The following is a 16,906-nucleotide window of genomic DNA, read 5'->3' as shown; positions in this document are numbered from 1 at the left end:
CGCACCGTCGAGCACGACGCCGCGCTGGGCGCGTTCGCCCGCGCGGCCGGCCGGTCCGCGGCCACCGGCGCGGCGCTGGCCGAGGTCGCCCGCTCGGAGGCCGAACGGCTGCGCGCGGCGCTGGTCGACTCCGCCCAGGAGCGGGCCCAGCGCGCCGCCGTCCTCATCACGGGCCCGTTGGGCCTGTGCTTCCTGCCCGCGTTCCTGGCGTTGGGCATCGCACCCGTCGTCGTCGGCCTGGCCGGCGAGGCGCTCGCGCAGTGGTGACCGCCGTGGCCGCCACCGCACCCCCACCGGAAGGAGAACCCCATGTCCACGAACCTCACCGTCCCCACCCCCACCCCGCCGCCGGTCCCCCGCCCGACGCACCTGCGCCTGGTGCCGCCACCCCGTCCCCGACGGCGGTGGCTGGGCGACGACGACGGGATGAGCACGGTCGAGTACGCGATCGGGACGGTGGCCGCCGCCGCGTTCGCCGCGCTGCTCTACGCGGTCATCAACGGCGACACGGTCCTCACCGCGCTCACCGACCTGGTCCAGCGCGCGCTGACGGCCACCTTCTGACCACCGGGAGGGCGCGGGCGGCCACCGGCCACCGGCGCCCTCCCGGCGAGGCCGCCGACCGCGGTTCGGTGACGGTGGAGGCCGCGCTCGCCCTGTGCAGCCTCGCGGTGTTCCTGGCCGTCGCCATCGGGGCGGTCGCCGCGGTCACGGCGTCGGTCCGCTGCACCGACGCCGCCCGCGAGCTGGCCCGGTTGGCTGCGCGGGGCGAGCCCGACCGCGGCCGGGCCGTGGCCGCCGCCGTGGCGCCCGATGGTGCGCGGCTGGGCGTGGAGCCCGGAAGCGTCGCCGACGGGGCGGCGGTGGTGGCCGAGGTGTCGGTTCGGCTGTTCCCGCCGCTGCCGCTGCGGGTCACCGGCCGCGCGGTCGCGGCCGTCGAACCGGGGGTGGCCGGATGAGCGGCGTTCCGGCTCGCGATGACGGCGTCGCCACCGTGTGGGCGGCGATCGGTCTGGCGGTGCTCATGACCGCCGTGCTGCTGGGCCTGCACCTGGGCAGCGCCCTGCTGGCCCGGCACCGGGCGGCCGCCGCGGCCGACCTGGCCGCGCTGGCCGCGGCCGCGGTGTCCGTGCTCGGCGATGCCCCGGCCTGCGCACGGGCCGGGGCCATCGCCGGCGCGATGGACACCGAGCTCACCGGCTGCGCCCTCGACGGGTGGAGCGCGCTCGTCCAGGTGCGGGTCCGGATCGGGCTGCCCGTCCCCGGCACCGGCGCCACCCACGCCGTCGGGCGGGCCGCGGCCGGCCCCGTCGAGGACCTGTCGGCGCCGTCCGGTCCGGCACCCGCCGTGATCACCGCAGCCCGTCACTTACCGACCGGTAACCGCTACCTACCAACCAGTAACCGCAGGGGCGCACGGCGCCGCACCGCTCGTCCCACGAGCGGGCGCCGCCCGGCGCGCCACACCCAGCCGGCCCAGCTGCCCCTGGGCCACCCGCCCGAGCCCGGCGCGTCGCGCCGAGCGGTTGCCGAGCCCGGACGGGCGGACCTCACCGCCTCGGCAACCCTTGGTCCTGCGGAAACATCGGCCCGTCCGGCGACTCGGCGCACTGCGCTCGCGCTCGTCGTCGCATCGGGACCGGTGGGCGACGACCGCTGGAAAGCACCGGCCGACGGGTCCCTACTGGTGGGCGTCCACCCCCGGCTCCGGCCGGGCCGACAGGTTCCGCTCCCCAGACTGCGGTGGGGCCGGCGCGTCCCCCCGACGCCCACCCCTGAACCGGTTCCACCGCGCCTCGGCCACCGCTGGCCGGCCCGGCCCCCGACGAGGCCGGCCGGCGGTGGTCAATCAGTCCCCGTCGAGGGGCGGTCACCGACCGGCGGAGCGGCGCAGGGCGTCCAGCACGATGTCGAGCACCACCAGCGCCCCGGCCTTGTCCAGCGGGCTGTTGCCGTTGCCGCACTTGGGCGACTGCACGCACGACGGGCATCCCGCGCGGCACTCGCAGTCGCCGATCGCCGCGCGGGTGGCGGCCAGCCAGCGGTCGAGCATGTCGTGGCCGCGCTCGGCGAACCCGGCGCCCCCGGGGTGGCCGTCGTGCACGAACACCGTCGGGCGGCCCGTGTGGGGGTGCAGCGCGGTGGACATGCCCCCGACGTCCCAGCGGTCGCAGATCGCGAACAGCGGCAGCAGCCCGATGGCGGCGTGCTCGGCGGCGTGCAGCGCGCCGGGAACGCGGGCCGGCGGGATGCCCGCGGCGTGCAGGGCGGCGTCGTCGATGTCGTACCAGACGCCGCGGGTGGGCAGGGTCTGCTCGGGCAGGTCGAGCTGCACCGTCTCCAGCACCGCGCCGTCGGGCGCCTTGCGCTGGTAGGACACCACCTGGGTGGTCACCGTGACCTCGCCGAAGGACACCCGCACTGCTCCCAGGTCGCGGTGGGAGAGCACCCGGGCGACGGCCACGTCGGCGGTGGAGCGCGCGTCGGTGCGCCAGTCGGGTTCGGCCCGGTGCACCACGGCCAGCCCGGTGTCGAGGTCGAGCTCGTCGACGAGGTAGCTCTCGCCGCGGTGCAGGTGCACCGCCCCGGTGTGCACGGTCGCCGGGGCCGAGCCGGCGTCCACGGTGCCCAGCATCCGGCCCGTCCCGGCCTCCACCACGGCGACCTGCCCGAGGCCCGAGCCGCGGATGTCGACGTCGGCCGCCGGGCGCTCGCGGGTCGAGGGCCAGTACCAGCCGGTCGGGCGGCGGCGCAGCACCCCGTCGGCGACCAGTTCGTCGAGCACGGCGCGCGCGGGCGGGCCGCCGAACACCTCGTCGGCGTCCTGCTCGGTGACGGGCAGCTCGGCGGCGGCGCAGGCCAGCTGGGGGCCGAGCACGTAGGGGTTGGTCGGGTCGAGCACGCAGCCCTCGACCGGGGCGCCCAGCAGCGCCCGCGGGTGGTGCACCAGGTAGGTGTCCATGGGGTCGTCGCGCGCCACCAGCACGACCAGCGCCTCCTCGCGGGCCCGCCCCGCCCGGCCGGACTGCTGCCAGAACGAGGCCCTGGTGCCCGGGAAGCCGGCCACCACCACGGCGTCGAGCCCGACGATGTCGACACCGAGCTCCAGCGCGTTGGTGGTGGCCATGCCCAGCAGCTCGCCGCTGCCCAGCGCGGCCTCCAGGGCGCGCCGGTCCTCGGGCAGGTAGCCGCCGCGGTAGGCGGCCACGCGGGGCACCAGGTCGGGGTCGACGTCGGCCAGCAGGCGCTGCGCGCCCAGCGCGGTGACCTCCGCGCCCCGTCGCGAGCGGACGAAGGCCAGCGTGCGCGCGCCCTCGGCCACGAGGTCGGCGAGCATGCGGGCCGCCTCGGTGCCGGCGGGGCGGCGCACCGGGGCGCCGTTCTCCCCGGACAGCTCGGGCAGCAGCGGCGGCTCCCACAGCGCGACCGTGCGCCCGGCCCGCGGCGACGCGTCCTCGGTGACCGCCACGACCTCGCGGCCGGTCAACCGGGACGCGAACGCGGCGGGCTCGGCGACCGTGGCCGAGGCCAGCACCACGGTCGGGTCGGCGCCGTAGCGCCGGCACACGCGCAGCAGCCTGCGCAGCAGCAGCGCCACGTGCGAGCCGAACACGCCGCGGTAGGTGTGGCACTCGTCGACCACGACGTAGCTGAGCCTGCGCAGGAACGCCGACCAGTGGCCGTGCCGGGGGAGCAGGCCGCGGTGCAGCATGTCCGGGTTGCTGAACAGCCAGCGCCCGTGCCGGCGGGCCCAGTCGCGGGCCTCCATCGGGGTGTCGCCGTCGAACGGCGCCGGGCGCACGTCGGGGAGGGCGAGCGCCTCCAGGGCGCGCAGCTGGTCGGCGGCCAGCGCCTTGGTGGGCGACAGGTACAGGGCGGTGGCCCGGCGGTCGTCGGCGAAGCGGGCCAGCACCGGCAGCTGGTAGGCCAGCGACTTGCCCGACGCGGTGCCGGTGGCGACCACGACGTCGCGGCCCCGGTGGGCCAGGTCGGCGGCCTCGGCCTGGTGCGCCCACGGCGCGGCGACCCCGGTGCGGCGCAGCGCCTCCACGACGTCCGCGGGAGCCCACGAGGGCCACGGGGCGGTGCGGCCCTCGCGGGGCGGCAGCCGGACCGCGTGCCGCAGGGGCTCGTCGCCGCCGGTGCCGACGAGCAGCCGTTCGAGCAGCCGGGCGCCGCGCCCGTCCTCCGGGAGCGGGCGCGCGGCGACCGTCCCGGCCGGCATCCCCTCCGCACTCACCGGCCGAGGCTCGCACACCCGGGTGACACTCCCCGCCGCCCGGCCGAGCGTCGCGCCACATCCATTCGGCCCTGACCCTCGGCTGTGTGAGTTATTCGTCACGACAGAACTGTTCGCATAGCACACGAATCACCCGCCAGGAGGACACGCGCGCACCGGGAGTCACGGATGCATCACGATCGGCCCAGCGCCAGGGCGCTGACCACCGGTCCGGCCGGAAGGGGCCGTGATCCTATCGTTGTGAATGGGGTGTGTGGACACGCCCCCCATCCGGAGCCCGGCACGACCTCTTACACTGCTCGCGCCTGCACCGCCTTCACCTGCGGCGACGGGTCTTTGTCGTGACGCCAGGGGTGCCGTCCGCGCACTCCTGGCCCGATCCATTCACTGAACCAGGAGGACGGATGTCCGCGTCCACCCTCGCCCAGGGCATCGAGCTCGGGGCGAACGACTACACCATCCTCGGTGTGGTCGCGGTGGTTGCCGTCGTCGCCCTGGCCGTCGGCTTCGTCCTGCGTCGGGAGGTGCTCGCCGCAGATGCGGGCACCCCGAAGATGCAGGAAATCGGCCGAGCGGTCCAGGAAGGCGCCACGGCGTACCTCAACCGCCAGTTCCGCACTCTACTGATCTTCGTCATCGTGGTGTTCGTGCTGCTGTTCGCACTGCCCGCGGAAGACCTGGGCGAGCGGATCGGGCGGTCCATCTTCTTCATCATCGGCGCCGCGTTCTCGGCCGTCATCGGCGGTCTGGGCATGCGGTTGGCGACGGCCGCCAACATCCGCGTCGCCTCCGCGTCGACGCGGGAGGGCGGCCGGGAGAAGGCCACCCGGATCGCGTTCCGCACCGGCGGCGTGGTCGGCATGTTCACCGTCGGCCTCGGCCTGCTCGGCGCGACCGTCGTCGTCATGGCCTACGCCGGCCAGGCCCCCAAGGTCCTGGAGGGCTTCGGCTTCGGCGCCGCCCTGCTGGCGATGTTCATGCGCGTCGGCGGCGGCATCTTCACCAAGGCCGCCGACGTGGGTGCCGACCTGGTCGGCAAGGTCGAACAGGGCATCCCGGAGGACGACCCGCGCAACGCCGCCACCATCGCCGACAACGTCGGCGACAACGTGGGCGACTGCGCCGGCATGGCCGCCGACCTGTTCGAGTCCTACGCCGTCACGCTGGTGGCCGCGCTGATCCTGGGCACGGCCGCGTTCGGCCTGCAGGGCCTGCTGTTCCCGCTGATCGTGCCGGCCATCGGCGTGATCACCGCGATCATCGGCGTGTACATCACCCGCACCCGCGAGGGCGAGAGCAGCCTCACGACGATCAACCGGAGCTTCTACATCTCGGCGGGCATCTCGGCGGTGCTCAGCGCCGGCGCGGCGTTCCTCTACCTGCCGAACAGCTTCGCCGACCTGACCAACCCCAGCGACGCCGACGTCGTCGACGCCATGGCGGGGTCCAACCCGCAGGTCATCGCGATCGTCGCGGTCCTCATCGGGATCGTGCTGGCCGCCGCCATCCTGTGGCTGACGGGGTACTACACCGGCACCGAGGACAAGCCCGTCCAGGACGTCGGCAAGTCCTCGCTGACCGGCGCCGCCACGGTGATCCTGTCCGGCATCTCGGTCGGCTTCGAGTCCGCCGTGTACACCGCGCTGGTCATCAGCGCCGCGGTGTTCGGCGCCTTCACGCTGGCCACCGGCTCGATCACGGTGGCGCTGTTCGCGGTGGCGCTGGCCGGCACCGGCCTGCTGACCACCGTCGGCGTCATCGTCGCGATGGACACCTTCGGCCCGGTCGCCGACAACGCCCAGGGCATCGCCGAGATGTCGGGCGACGTCGAGGGCGCCGGGGTGGACATCCTGACCGAGCTCGACGCGGTCGGGAACACCACCAAGGCCATCACCAAGGGCATCGCCATCGCCACCGCGGTGCTCGCCGCGACGGCGCTGTTCGGCTCCTACCGCGACGCGATCACGCAGGCGCTCGTGGAGGCGCAGGAGACCGCGGTCAACGCCGGCACGGCGTTCGCGTTCGAGGTGTTCGCGCCCAACACGCTGGTCGGCGTGATCATCGGTGCGGCCGTGGTCTTCATGTTCTCCGGTCTGGCGATCAACGCCGTGACCCGGGCCGCCGGCGCGATCGTGTTCGAGGTGCGCCGCCAGTTCCGGGAGAACCCGGGGATCATGGAGGGCACGGTGCGGCCGGAGTACGGCCGCGTCGTGGACATCTGCACGCGCGACTCGCTGCGCGAGCTGGCCACCCCCGGCCTGCTGGCGATCTTCGCCCCGATCGCGGTCGGCTTCGGCCTCGGCGTCGGCCCGCTGGCCGGCTACCTGGCGGGCGCCATCGCCTCCGGCACCCTGATGGCGGTGTTCCTGGCCAACTCCGGTGGCGCCTGGGACAACGCCAAGAAGCTGGTCGAGGACGGCAACCACGGCGGCAAGGGCTCGCCGGCGCACGAGGCGACCGTCATCGGCGACACCGTCGGCGACCCGTTCAAGGACACCGCCGGTCCGTCGATCAACCCGCTGCTCAAGGTGATGAACCTGGTCTCGGTGCTGATCGCCCCGGCCGTCGTGTACTTCTCGGTCGGCGACGGGGCCTCCACCCCGCTGCGACTCGCGATCGCCCTCGTGGCGACCGCGATCATCGTCGCCGCGGTCGTGGTGTCCAAGCGGCGTTCGACCTCGATCGCCGACACCCCCGCCGAGCCGGAGAAGTCGGAGACGGAGACGACCGTCAGCTGACCGACCCGCTCCACAGGCCGCCCACCCCACCCGGGGTGGGCGGCCTTCGTCGTTCCGGGCGCACACGGGTGCAACCCGGACGTGGAAGCAGACACCGCCCGTGGCCGTCCGTGATGGACCACCGGGACCAACGCGTCATCCGCCACAAAGGGGCGGGACGGCGGGGCGCACAATGCTCGGGGTCCACCCGTCGTCGTCCCTTCGGAGTCGGCCCTGATGCCCCGTCCCACCCGCAAGGCCCTGCTCGTCCCGATCCTGGCCGCCGCGGCGCTGCTCGGCACCGGGTGCAGCACCACCGTCGACGGCACGGCCGCCCCGATCGGTGGCAGCCCGGCGTCCTCCGACACCGGCGGTCCCGCGCCCGGGGTGCCGACCGACGACCCGGTCGCCTGGATGGACCAGATCTGCGGCGCTCTCGCGCCGCTGGTCGAGGCCCCGGTCGCCCCCGACCTGGACCCGTCGGCGCCCCCCGGCGAGACGATCACGAAGCTGGCCTCCCAGCTGAGCGAGATCGGCGACAAGATGGGCGGCGCCATCGACGGCCTCAAGGCCGCCGGCCCGTCCCCGATCGAGGGCGGCGACGCCTTCGTGCAGCAGATGACCGAGGCCCTGGGCACCGGCAAGACCGCGATCGACGAGACGGCCAGCAAGCTGTCGGCCGCCGACCCGAACGACCCGGAGAGCCTGCTCACCGCGTTCGAGGGGCTCAGCTCCACCGAGGGCCTCGGGGCCCTGGAGGACCCGGGCGACGCGTTGAAGTCGAACGCGGCGCTGGACGAGGCGGCCGCGCAGGCGCCCAACTGCCAGTCGATCCGCGCCTCCACCGGCGGCAACTGACCCGGACCCGACCGTTCGGCGCGCTACGACCTGCGGGTCGAACGTGTGTTCTACCATCCGTGTCGTGTCGCAGCTGTCGCTGTTCTCCGCGGAGGCGCGCCCGCCCTCGCCGGCGGACCTGGCCGGCCTGCTCTGCGGGCCGGGGCAGATCGTCCGCTTCGGCGCGGGCGACCAGGCCCGCCTGTCGATCGAGCTGCCCGACCCGGCGCGGGCCGCGGCCGTCGTCGCGGCCTGCGCGGCCACCGGCATCGCCATGCGGGCGGTCCGCACCGACAGCGGCGCCACCGCGCTGCGCACGGCGTTCCGCTGCGACCTCGTCACACTGGCGGCGGCCTGGACCGAGGGCGGCGCGAAGGCCGTCCCGCGGGGCTGGCAGCTCGACGGGGCCGCGCTGCGGCTGTGGGCGCTGGCTGCCGGCCGCCCCGACGAGCGCGGCGGCTACCTGCTCGAACTCGACCCCGACTCGCCCGGCACGCATGACGCGCTCATCGCCGCGGCGACCCGGGCGGGCATCCCGCCGGCCCGGGTCGAGGAGCGCGCGGCGCTGCGGATAAGCGGTGCCCGGCGGGTGCGCAGGCTGGTGGAGCTGGTCGGTCCCGCCCCGGAGCGGATCACCGGCACCGACTGGCCGCGCTACTGGGGCCGGAACGCATCGTGACGGGTCCCACCTCGCGTGGTGGGCACCGGATCGGTTGACGTTCTGGTTACGCTCTCGCGGCGCCGTGCTCCAGGAACGTGGTTCCGCCACGCAACCGGGAGGCCCCCGGCGTGTGACGGATGCGACACATCGGACGAGTATGCGAGCGTGAGGTCCGGGGGTTGCCGGTCCGTCGCCGACGCATACTCGGTTGGTCGGACGCACCCGCCGCGGCGACGCGAGGCCGTCGGGGGCAGCCGGTGCGAAGCGACAGCAGTCCGCAGACGATGGAGTAGGACCAGGTGGCAACCGGAACGACGAGTTCGAGGCCCGAGACGACCTCGGGCAGCCGCGCGGCCGGCGGGAGCCGGCGCAGCGGCACGCCCGAAGCCACGGCCGCCGGACGGCCGACCCGCCGGCTGGTGATCGTCGAGTCCGGTACGAAGGCCAAGAGGATCCAGCAGTACCTCGGCAAGGACTACGTGGTCGAGGCGTCGGTCGGCCACATCCGCGACCTCCCGCGCGGCGCGGCCGACGTGCCGGCGAAGTACAAGGGCGAGTCCTGGGCGCGCCTGGGTGTGGACGTCGACAACCAGTTCACCCCGCTCTACATCGTCACCCCGGAGAAGAAGGGCAAGGTCGCCGAGCTCAAGGACGCGCTGAAGTCCGTCGACGAGCTCGTCCTGGCCACCGACCCCGACCGCGAGGGCGAGGCCATCGCCTGGCACCTGCTGGACACCCTCAAGCCGAAGGTTCCGGTCCGCCGGATGGTCTTCCACGAGATCAGCGAGCCGGCGATCCGGGCGGCGATGGAGAACCTGCGCGACGTCGACCACGACATGGTCGACGCCCAGGAGACCCGCCGCATCCTCGACCGCCTCTACGGCTACGAGGTCTCCCCCGTGCTGTGGAAGAAGGTCATGCCGCGGCTGTCGGCGGGCCGCGTGCAGTCGGTGGCGACCCGGATCATCGTGCAGCGCGAGCGGGAGCGGATGGCGTTCGTCTCCGCCTCGTACTGGGACATCGCCGCCCTGCTGGACGCGGGGGCACAGGCCAGCCCGCGCCGGTTCCCGGCCCGGCTGGTCGCCGTCGACGGCGACCGCGTCGCCACCGGCCGCGACTTCGGCCCGGACGGGCAGCTGAAGACGTCGGCCCGAGAGACCCCGGCGCCGGCCGGGAAGGGCGCCGTCCGCGCCCTGGACGAGGCCAGCGCCCGCCGGCTGGCCGAGGCCCTGCAGGGCCGCGAGATGGCCGTCGAGTCGGTCGAGTCCAAGCCGTACACGCGCAAGCCGTACCCGCCGTTCATGACCTCCACGCTGCAGCAGGAGGCCGGGCGCAAGCTGCGCTTCTCCACCGACCGCACCATGCGCAGCGCGCAGCGGCTCTACGAGAACGGCTACATCACCTACCTGCGCACCGACTCGACCACGCTGTCGGAGTCGGCGATCCAGGCCGCCCGCCAGCAGGCCCGCGACCTCTACGGCGACGCCTACGTCCCGGCCCAGCCGCGCCAGTACAACCGCAAGGTCAAGAACGCCCAGGAGGCCCACGAGGCGATCCGCCCGGCGGGCGAGACGTTCCGCACGCCCGGCGAGGTGGCCGCCGAGGTCGACGGCGACGACTTCCGCCTCTACGAGCTGATCTGGCAGCGCACGGTGGCCTCGCAGATGGCCGACGCGCGCGGCACCACCGTCAGCGTCCGGATCGCGGGCTCGGCCTCGACCGGTGAGGCCGTCACGTTCGCCGCATCCGGGCGCACGATCACCTTCCCGGGCTTCCTGAAGGCCTACGTGGAGACCCTCGACGAGGGCAGCGACGGCCAGGCCGACGACGCCGAGTCGCGGCTGCCCGAGCTCACCAAGGGCCAGGACCTGACGGCGGCCTCGCTGACGCCGGAGGGCCACACGACCAACCCGCCGTCGCGCTACACCGAGCCCAGCCTGATCAAGGCGCTGGAGGACCTCGGCATCGGCCGCCCGTCCACCTACTCCTCGATCATCAAGACGATCCAGGACCGCGGCTACGTGTGGAAGAAGGGGCAGGCGCTGGTCCCGTCGTGGATCGCGTTCGCCGTGATCGGCCTGCTGGAGATCCACTTCAGCCGGCTGGTCGACTACGACTTCACCGCCGCGATGGAGGACGAGCTCGACTCGATCGCCGCCGGCAACCAGGGCCGCACCGACTGGCTGTCCGGGTTCTACTTCGGCGCCGACCAGGGCACCGAGGGCTCGGTGGCGCGGGCCGGCGGGCTGAAGAAGCTGGTCGGGATCAACCTGGAGCACATCGACGCCCGGGAGATCAACTCCGTTCCGGTGTTCGACGACGTGGTGGTGCGCGTCGGCCGCTACGGGCCCTACCTGGAGCGCGTCCGCGACGGCGAGTCGCAGCGGGCCAACCTGCCGGAGGACCTCCCGCCCGACGAGCTCACCCCGGAGGTCGCCGAGCAGCTGTTCTCGGTGCCGCAGGAGGGCCGCTCGCTGGGCGTCGACCCGGTCACCGGGCACGAGATCGTGGCCAAGGAGGGCCGGTTCGGCCCGTACGTCACCGAGGTCCTGCCCGAGCCGGCCGAGCCGCCCGCCCCCGCCGAGGGCGCCAGGACGACCCGCAAGAAGGCGCCGGCCAAGCCCAAGCCGCGCACCGGCTCGCTGTTCAAGTCGATGTCGATCGAGACGGTCACCCTCGACGACGCGCTCAAGCTGCTGTCGCTGCCCCGCCTGGTCGGCACCGACCCGGAGAGCGGCGAGGAGATCACCGCGCAGAACGGGCGCTACGGGCCCTACCTCAAGAAGGGCACCGACTCGCGCTCGCTGACCGACGAGGACCAGCTGTTCACGGTCACCCTCGACGAGGCCCTGGAGATCTACAAGCAGCCCAAGCAGCGCGGCAGGCGCACCGCGGCGGCCACCCCGCCGCTGCGGGAGCTGGGGGTCGACAGCGCCACGAAGAAGCCGATGGTGATCAAGGACGGCCGGTTCGGCCCGTACGTCACCGACGGCGAGACGAACGCCTCGCTGCGCAAGGGCGACAGCGTCGAGCAGCTGACCGACGAGCGCGCCTCCGAGCTGCTCGCCGAGCGCCGGGCGAAGGCGCCGGCGCCGCGGAAGAAGGCCGCGCCCGCGCGCAAGGCCCCGGCCCGCAAGAAGGCTCCCGCCAAGTAGTCGTGAGCGGGGTTGCACGGTCTCGGCCGTGCGACCCGCTCACGCGCCTCAGGGGACGAGCAGGGCCTTCACCGCGGCGGCCACCCGGCCACCCTCGGCGCGCCCCTCAGCGGCCGCCGTGGCCCGCTTCATGACCTGCCCCATCTGCCGCGGTCCCGGCTGCTCGCCGAGCTCGGCCGCGGTCTCCTCGACGGCGGTGCGCGCGATCGCGGCCAGCTCGTCGTCGGTGAGCGGGCTGGGCAGGTAGCGGGCCAGCAGCTCGCCCTCGGCGCGCTCCCGCTCGGCGAGCTCCTCGCGGCCGGCGGCGGCGAACGCCTCGGCCGACTCGGCCCGCTTGCGCGCCTCCTTGGCGATCACCTTCCGCACCTCGGCGTCGTCGAGGACCCGCGGCTCCTTGCCGGCCACCTCGGCGTTGCCGATGGCGGTCAGCGTCATGCGCAGGGTCGAGCGGGCCAGCTCGTCGCGGGCCTTCATGGCCGCGGTCAGGTCCTCGCGCAACCGCTCCTTCAGGGTGCTCACGGGCAGGGACGGTAGCCGACGGGACTCCTGCGGCCGAGCCGGTTCGACGTACTCTGAAGCCCGTGCAGAGCTGGGCTCGGATCGCGCTGGCCGCGACCACGACGGGGGCGGCCGGGATCGCCTACGCGGCCGGCGTCGAACGACGCCGCTGGACGCTGCGGGAGGCCACCGTCCCGGTGCTGGCCGAGGGCACGCGACCGCTGCGCGTGCTGCACATCTCCGACCTGCACATGACCCCCGGCCAGCGCGACAAGCAGCGCTGGGTGGCCGACCTGGCCCGCCTGGAACCCGACCTCGTGGTCAACACCGGCGACAACCTCGCCCACCCGCGCGCCGTCCCGGCCGTGATGGCCGCGCTGGCCCCGCTGCTCGACCGCCCCGGCCTGTTCGTGTTCGGCAGCAACGACTACTTCGGCCCCACCCCGAAGAACCCGGCCCGCTACCTGGTGAAGAGCCGGAAGCGCATCCACGGCCGCGACCTGCCATGGCGCGACCTGCGCGCCGCCCTGCTGGAGCGCGGCTGGACCGACGCCACCCACGCCCGGGTCATGGTCGACCTGGACGGCGTGGCCGTCGCCGCCGCCGGCGTCGACGACCCCCACCTCAACCGCGACCGCTACGACCTCGTCGCCGGCCGCCCCTTCCCCGGCTCCGCCCTCAAGCTCGGCCTCACCCACTCCCCCGAGCCCCGCGTCCTGGACTCCTTCGCCGACGACGGCTACGACCTCGTCATGGCCGGCCACACCCACGGCGGCCAGCTCCGCCTCCCCGGCTACGGCGCCATCGTCACCAACTGCGGCATCGACCGCGGTCGCGCCCGCGGCCGATCGCGCTGGGGCACCCACATGTGGCTGCACGTGTCCGCCGGCCTGGGCACCTCCCCCTACGCCCCGGTCCGCTTCGCCTGCCCGCCCGAGGCCAGCCTGCTGACCCTCGTACCCCGCTCGACCAGCACCGACCCCGCATCGGTAACCCCCGCGTCAGCGGCCGCGGACGTGGGATAGAGTTGTCCCTGCCCCCGCGGGGGCATCGGGGTGTGGCGCAGCTTGGTAGCGCGCTTCGTTCGGGACGAAGAGGTCGCAGGTTCAAATCCTGTCACCCCGACCATCAGACGGCCTGGTCATGAGCTTCTAGCGGAGCTCGGGACCGGGCCGTTCGGCGTTCGGGAGCCGGGGTGGGTAACCAACCGAGTAACTGTCGCCCCGGCCGGGAAGACGCGGTTCATGACGGTCGCCCCGTCGTCGATGATCGGTCGGAACTGCTTGCGGTAGACGGTCTCGGTCACCGCGGAGCCGCCGGTGTGTCCGACCAGTCGCGCGATCTGCTCGATGGGCACGCCCTCGTACTCACCGTCACGGCGGAGACCTTCGCCGTCTTGGTGGAGGTGTCCAACTGGGGGTCGAGGCGGATGTTCGCGCCGATGACCAGTGTCGCCGGGTCGACCAGCAGCACCTCTCCCACGAGTTCGGTGGCCGCCGGCGGTGGCTCGGCGGAATCGGCGTGGTCAGGCTCCGGGCGATCGGATCGGCTCTCGGGGCGGTGTCGGTCGGGCTGGTGGTCGGTGGTGGTCACGGTGGGGTTCCCCCGTTCGGTGTCGCCGCACCGCGCTGGCGGTGTCGGTGTCCCGGGGTGGGACGCGCTTCCTCAGGCGGCGGAGCCGGGCCGGGCGGGGTTCCGGCTGACCCGGTCGGCGTGGACCGGACCGTGTCGCCGTCACGGCCGACGATGCGTATCGGGTCCGGTTCACCTGGGCGGGTCGGCGCGGGTTCATCGGGCCGGACCCGGTTCCGCTGCCAGAGATCGTCGTCCCAGCTCGTGCCGCGACCGCCGGGACGACTGGCCATCCAGTGACGTGCTCCCAGCGCGTCGACGATCCGGCCTACCGGCCGGGTGCCATCGCTTCCCCGGCCGGGGCCAGCTCCCTGCGGCTGCCTAGGGAGTCGGCACAGTTGAGTAGGTGAAGCGGTCGGTGGGCGTCGCGGCGTGATGGCGTAAGGCCTTGGCGATGTTGGTGGCACCGGTGAGGCGAACGCCGGGTACCCGGCGGCGCGGCGGGGGCGATCAGAACGGCGGCGGTGCGACTCGATCCATGATCACCTTCCACAACGCAGCGACCGGCTCGGACATCCGTTCAGCCTCCATGATCATCGCGTTGCGGACCTCGTACCGCTTGTCGTTCGGCGCCGGCCTCGCGGACACATACCCGCTCCTCGCCTGGTACTCCATGACCGTCACGATGGCCACCGGATCGGTCTGAGCCAGCAGCAGGCCGACCTGCGGATCGCCCACGGATTCGTGTCGAGATGCCGCGGCGATGTCCTGCGGGGAGGCGGCGTCGTAGCCCTTTCCGTAGAAGACCTGCGTGGCCACCTCGATCAGCTCGGCCCAGCGCTCCTCGCGGGGCTTGCACTCCCCCGCCGGAGCGGCGCGTGCTCCGACCTGCCGGCTGTCGCACCGGGCCCTCCTCGTCTGGCGTCCATTCATCCAACCGTTTGGTAGGCGGACCGTGGTGTCGGAGGTGGGTGCCGTATTCAACCTGTCACTTGACAACACCCCCGACGGCGCCCACTATACAAGTATCTGCTTGATTAAGAGATCGGTTGAATAGGGTGGAGAACGACAACCTGAGCCTCACGTTCGCCGCGTTGGCCGACCCGACCCGACGGGCGATCCTGGCGCGGCTGGCCGAGGGCGAAGCGACGGTCAACGTGCTGGCGGAGCCGTTCGACATGAGCCTGCAGGCGGTGTCCCAGCACCTGAAGGTGCTGGAACGGGCCGGGCTGATCACCCGGGGGCGCAGCGCGCAGTGGCGGCCGTGCCGCATCGAGATGGCGCCGCTGGACGACGCCGCTGCCTGGATCGGGCAGTACCGGGCCGTCTGGCGCGACCGGTTCGACCTGCTCGACCAGGAGATCCGCAAGATCCGACAGCAGAAGGGAGACGATCGTGGCTGACACCGAGGTCGTCATCGAGCCAGGACGACAGGACATTGTCGTCACCCGCGTCTTCGACGCCCCCCGCGACGTGGTGTTCGCGGCGTACACCGACCCGGACCTCGTTCCGCGGTGGTGGGGGTCGGGCCGGTTCACCACCGAGGTCGACCGGATGGACGTGCGACCGGGCGGCGCCTGGCGGTTCGTGGCGCGCAAGGCCGACGGCACCGGGTACGGGTTCCGCGGCGTCTACCACGACGTCGTGGCGCCGGAACGGATCGTCTCCACCTACGAGTTCGAGGAGGGCGGGCCCGGCCGCCTGCAGCTCCAGGTCGACACCCTCACCGAGGTCGACGGGAAGACCGAACTGGTGGTCGTGTCGCTCTTCCAGTCGGTCGAGGACCGGGACGGCTGGATCCCGGCCGCCGGCATCGAGAAGTCGGTGCAGGAGTCGATGGACCTCCTGGAGGAGATCATCCGGGAGAGACCGCGACCAGGGGCGACGGACCGGTCGGGCAGGAGCGCCTGACATGGGACGACTCCGCGGTGCACGACTCATCCGCATGATCGCACTGACCATGCTGGGCGCTGTGGCCGCCTGTGCGGGTGGCGCACCACCGACCGGGGATGCCGCAGCCTCGCCGGCCGGCCGGACGGACAACGCGCCGGCCGTCCCGGCGGGCACGACCAAGGACCTGGTCGTGACCCGCGTCCTGGACGCCCCGGTCGACCGGGTGTGGCAGGCCTGGACGAGCCCGGCCCACGTCATGCGCTGGTGGGGGCCGGCCGGGTTCACCTCGCCGGTCGCCGAGATGGACGTCCGGGTCGGCGGGACGTCGCTGGTCAGCATGCGGTCGCCGGAGGGCCACGACATGTACAACACCTGGGAGTACCGGGTGGTCGAGCCGATGACCCGGCTCGAGTTCGTCATGAACTTCGCCGACAGCGACGGCCACCGGATCGACCCCACGACGATCGGCCTCCCCCCGGGCATCCCCCAGGACGTGCACCACGTCATCACCGTCGAGGCCGTCGACGAGGAGCGGACGCGGATGACGGTGACCGAACGCGGATACACCTCCGACCAGGTCCTGGAGATATCCAGGGCGGGCCTCGAGCAGAGCCTGGACAAGATGGCCGCGAGTTTCACCCGGACCTAGTTGTACTGACACCTAGTGGGGTGGGAGCCCGCCATCGTCCGGCCACGACTCCGCTACTTGATCGTGAAGCCGGCGTCGACGGGCAAGTGCCCCTCGCGCACGTCGATCCGCTGCCCGTGCAGGCCGACCGGACCGTCGAGGTGGCCCCCTCGGCATGGTGGGAGTCGGCGCCGGTGCAGTTCGGGGCGCTCGGATTGTTCCTCATCGCCTTCGGGGCCTACCCGATCATCGCCGCCGTCCGCGGGCTGCGCGGCCGCGGCGGGCCCCCGGCACGGCGGCGGCCCGGGTGCTCGCCGGCACCGGGCTGACGGCCTCCATAGCCCTGGTCGCCTACCTGTCGACGCTGATGTTCAGGATGACCGACCACGGCGTGGACGCCGGCCCGCTGCTCGGCAACCGCCCGGTGCTGTGGCTCGGGCTGCAGGCCCTCGCGGTCATCGCAACGTTTGCCACGGTGCTCCTGGCCCGTGACCTTCGCGGCACCACCGACCCCGTCCGGCACCGGCTGTTGCTGACCGGTGGTGCGCTGTTCGTCCCGTGGGCCCTCTACTGGGGCCTGCTCCTTCCCTGAGCGGGGGTTGGGCCTTGCCGCGACATGGCGAGCCGCCGGTCGGGTTCGAGACGTCACGACTCGAACCCGATCCGCCGACGCAGCGTTGCCGACCAGTACCAGCCCGGACCTCC

At 73.5% G+C, this 16,906-nt stretch carries 15 protein-coding genes, 1 tRNA gene and 2 pseudogenes; 15 read left to right on the top strand and 3 right to left on the bottom strand.

Annotated features, from left to right (window positions below):
* The 4 genes and pseudogenes from KIK08_RS19855 to KIK08_RS40090 all read left to right on the top strand — a co-directional run.
* A pseudogene (locus KIK08_RS19855) lies at positions 1 to 267 on the top strand (type II secretion system F family protein); the annotation flags it as partial.
* A gap of 42 nt (positions 268 to 309) precedes the next feature.
* Positions 310 to 564: a DUF4244 domain-containing protein gene (locus KIK08_RS19850; protein ID WP_214404693.1), complete on the top strand. Its 255-nt coding sequence runs from the start codon at positions 310 to 312 to the stop codon at positions 562 to 564.
* A gap of 68 nt (positions 565 to 632) precedes the next feature.
* The gene (locus KIK08_RS19845) at positions 633 to 959 is read left to right on the top strand and encodes a TadE family type IV pilus minor pilin (protein ID WP_308257749.1); all 327 of its coding nucleotides are present in this window, start codon (positions 633 to 635) and stop codon (positions 957 to 959) included.
* Positions 956 to 1,297 (top strand): annotated as a pseudogene (locus KIK08_RS40090) (Rv3654c family TadE-like protein); the annotation flags it as partial. The gene KIK08_RS19845 and the pseudogene KIK08_RS40090, both read left to right, overlap by 4 nt.
* A 573-nt stretch (positions 1,298 to 1,870) precedes the next feature.
* Here the strand turns inward: KIK08_RS40090 and KIK08_RS19835 are convergent.
* Positions 1,871 to 4,225: a DEAD/DEAH box helicase gene (locus KIK08_RS19835; RefSeq protein WP_214404697.1), complete on the bottom strand. Its 2,355-nt coding sequence runs from the start codon at positions 4,223 to 4,225 to the stop codon at positions 1,871 to 1,873.
* A 419-nt stretch (positions 4,226 to 4,644) separates the two neighbouring features.
* Here KIK08_RS19835 and KIK08_RS19830 point away from each other — a divergent pair, with 419 nt between their 5' ends.
* The 4 genes from KIK08_RS19830 to topA all read left to right on the top strand — a co-directional run bounded on the left by KIK08_RS19830 (position 4,645) and on the right by topA (position 11,610).
* Positions 4,645 to 6,978: a sodium-translocating pyrophosphatase gene (locus KIK08_RS19830; RefSeq protein WP_214404692.1), complete on the top strand. Its 2,334-nt coding sequence runs from the start codon at positions 4,645 to 4,647 to the stop codon at positions 6,976 to 6,978.
* A 216-nt stretch (positions 6,979 to 7,194) separates the two neighbouring features.
* Positions 7,195 to 7,815: a hypothetical protein gene (locus KIK08_RS19825; RefSeq protein WP_214404691.1), complete on the top strand. Its 621-nt coding sequence runs from the start codon at positions 7,195 to 7,197 to the stop codon at positions 7,813 to 7,815.
* Positions 7,816 to 7,879: 64 nt separating this feature from the next.
* Positions 7,880 to 8,473, top strand: a complete 594-nt coding sequence (locus tag KIK08_RS19820; protein ID WP_214404690.1) for a hypothetical protein — start codon at positions 7,880 to 7,882, stop codon at positions 8,471 to 8,473.
* Between the two features lie 401 nt (positions 8,474 to 8,874).
* The gene (gene topA / locus KIK08_RS19815; RefSeq protein WP_308257750.1) at positions 8,875 to 11,610 is read left to right on the top strand and encodes a type I DNA topoisomerase; all 2,736 of its coding nucleotides are present in this window, start codon (positions 8,875 to 8,877) and stop codon (positions 11,608 to 11,610) included.
* Between the two features lie 48 nt (positions 11,611 to 11,658).
* Here topA and KIK08_RS19810 read toward each other — a convergent pair whose 3' ends face one another.
* Positions 11,659 to 12,129, bottom strand: a complete 471-nt coding sequence (locus KIK08_RS19810; protein WP_214404688.1) for a GatB/YqeY domain-containing protein — start codon at positions 12,127 to 12,129, stop codon at positions 11,659 to 11,661.
* Between the two features lie 62 nt (positions 12,130 to 12,191).
* Here KIK08_RS19810 and KIK08_RS19805 point away from each other — a divergent pair, with 62 nt between their 5' ends.
* Together KIK08_RS19805 and KIK08_RS19800 are read left to right on the top strand one after the other, a co-directional pair.
* Positions 12,192 to 13,133, top strand: a complete 942-nt coding sequence (locus KIK08_RS19805; RefSeq protein WP_214404687.1) for a metallophosphoesterase — start codon at positions 12,192 to 12,194, stop codon at positions 13,131 to 13,133.
* Positions 13,134 to 13,159: 26 nt separating this feature from the next.
* Positions 13,160 to 13,236, top strand: a tRNA-Pro gene (locus KIK08_RS19800).
* Positions 13,237 to 14,190: 954 nt separating this feature from the next.
* Here the strand turns inward: KIK08_RS19800 and KIK08_RS19795 are convergent.
* Positions 14,191 to 14,499, bottom strand: a complete 309-nt coding sequence (locus KIK08_RS19795) for a hypothetical protein (RefSeq protein ID WP_214404686.1) — start codon at positions 14,497 to 14,499, stop codon at positions 14,191 to 14,193.
* Positions 14,500 to 14,738: 239 nt separating this feature from the next.
* On the opposite strand from KIK08_RS19795, the gene KIK08_RS19790 reads away from it, so the two are divergent.
* From KIK08_RS19790 to KIK08_RS19770, 5 genes are all read left to right on the top strand, one after another.
* Positions 14,739 to 15,083: an ArsR/SmtB family transcription factor gene (locus KIK08_RS19790; RefSeq protein ID WP_214404685.1), complete on the top strand. Its 345-nt coding sequence runs from the start codon at positions 14,739 to 14,741 to the stop codon at positions 15,081 to 15,083.
* Positions 15,076 to 15,591, top strand: coding sequence for an SRPBCC domain-containing protein (locus tag KIK08_RS19785; protein WP_214404684.1), 516 nt, complete (start codon positions 15,076 to 15,078; stop codon positions 15,589 to 15,591). The genes KIK08_RS19790 and KIK08_RS19785 overlap by 8 nt, the downstream gene beginning before the upstream one ends.
* Positions 15,592 to 15,763: 172 nt before the next feature.
* The gene (locus tag KIK08_RS19780; protein WP_214404683.1) at positions 15,764 to 16,222 is read left to right on the top strand and encodes an SRPBCC family protein; all 459 of its coding nucleotides are present in this window, start codon (positions 15,764 to 15,766) and stop codon (positions 16,220 to 16,222) included.
* Between the two features lie 86 nt (positions 16,223 to 16,308).
* Positions 16,309 to 16,530, top strand: coding sequence for a hypothetical protein (locus tag KIK08_RS19775; RefSeq protein ID WP_214404682.1), 222 nt, complete (start codon positions 16,309 to 16,311; stop codon positions 16,528 to 16,530).
* The gene (locus KIK08_RS19770) at positions 16,509 to 16,793 is read left to right on the top strand and encodes a hypothetical protein (protein WP_214404681.1); all 285 of its coding nucleotides are present in this window, start codon (positions 16,509 to 16,511) and stop codon (positions 16,791 to 16,793) included. The genes KIK08_RS19775 and KIK08_RS19770 overlap by 22 nt, the downstream gene beginning before the upstream one ends.
* Positions 16,794 to 16,906 lie beyond the last annotated feature (113 nt).

The sequence above is a fragment of the Pseudonocardia lacus genome, assembly GCF_018531445.1.
GTDB lineage: Bacteria > Actinomycetota > Actinomycetes > Mycobacteriales > Pseudonocardiaceae > Pseudonocardia > Pseudonocardia lacus.
The sequence above is the reverse complement of the archived record's forward strand: the minus strand, read 5'-3'. Positions and strand labels throughout refer to the sequence as shown.

Bases quoted from the DNA above. Each gene is read 5' to 3' on its own strand.
- KIK08_RS19825 (WP_214404691.1), top strand. From the start codon at position 7,195: ATGCCCCGTCCCACCCGCAAGGCCCTGCTCGTCCCGATCCTGGCCGCC.
- KIK08_RS19835 (WP_214404697.1), bottom strand. From the start codon at position 4,225: ATGCCGGCCGGGACGGTCGCCGCGCGCCCGCTCCCGGAGGACGGGCGC.
- KIK08_RS19850 (WP_214404693.1), top strand. From the start codon at position 310: ATGTCCACGAACCTCACCGTCCCCACCCCCACCCCGCCGCCGGTCCCC.
- KIK08_RS19830 (WP_214404692.1), top strand. From the start codon at position 4,645: ATGTCCGCGTCCACCCTCGCCCAGGGCATCGAGCTCGGGGCGAACGAC.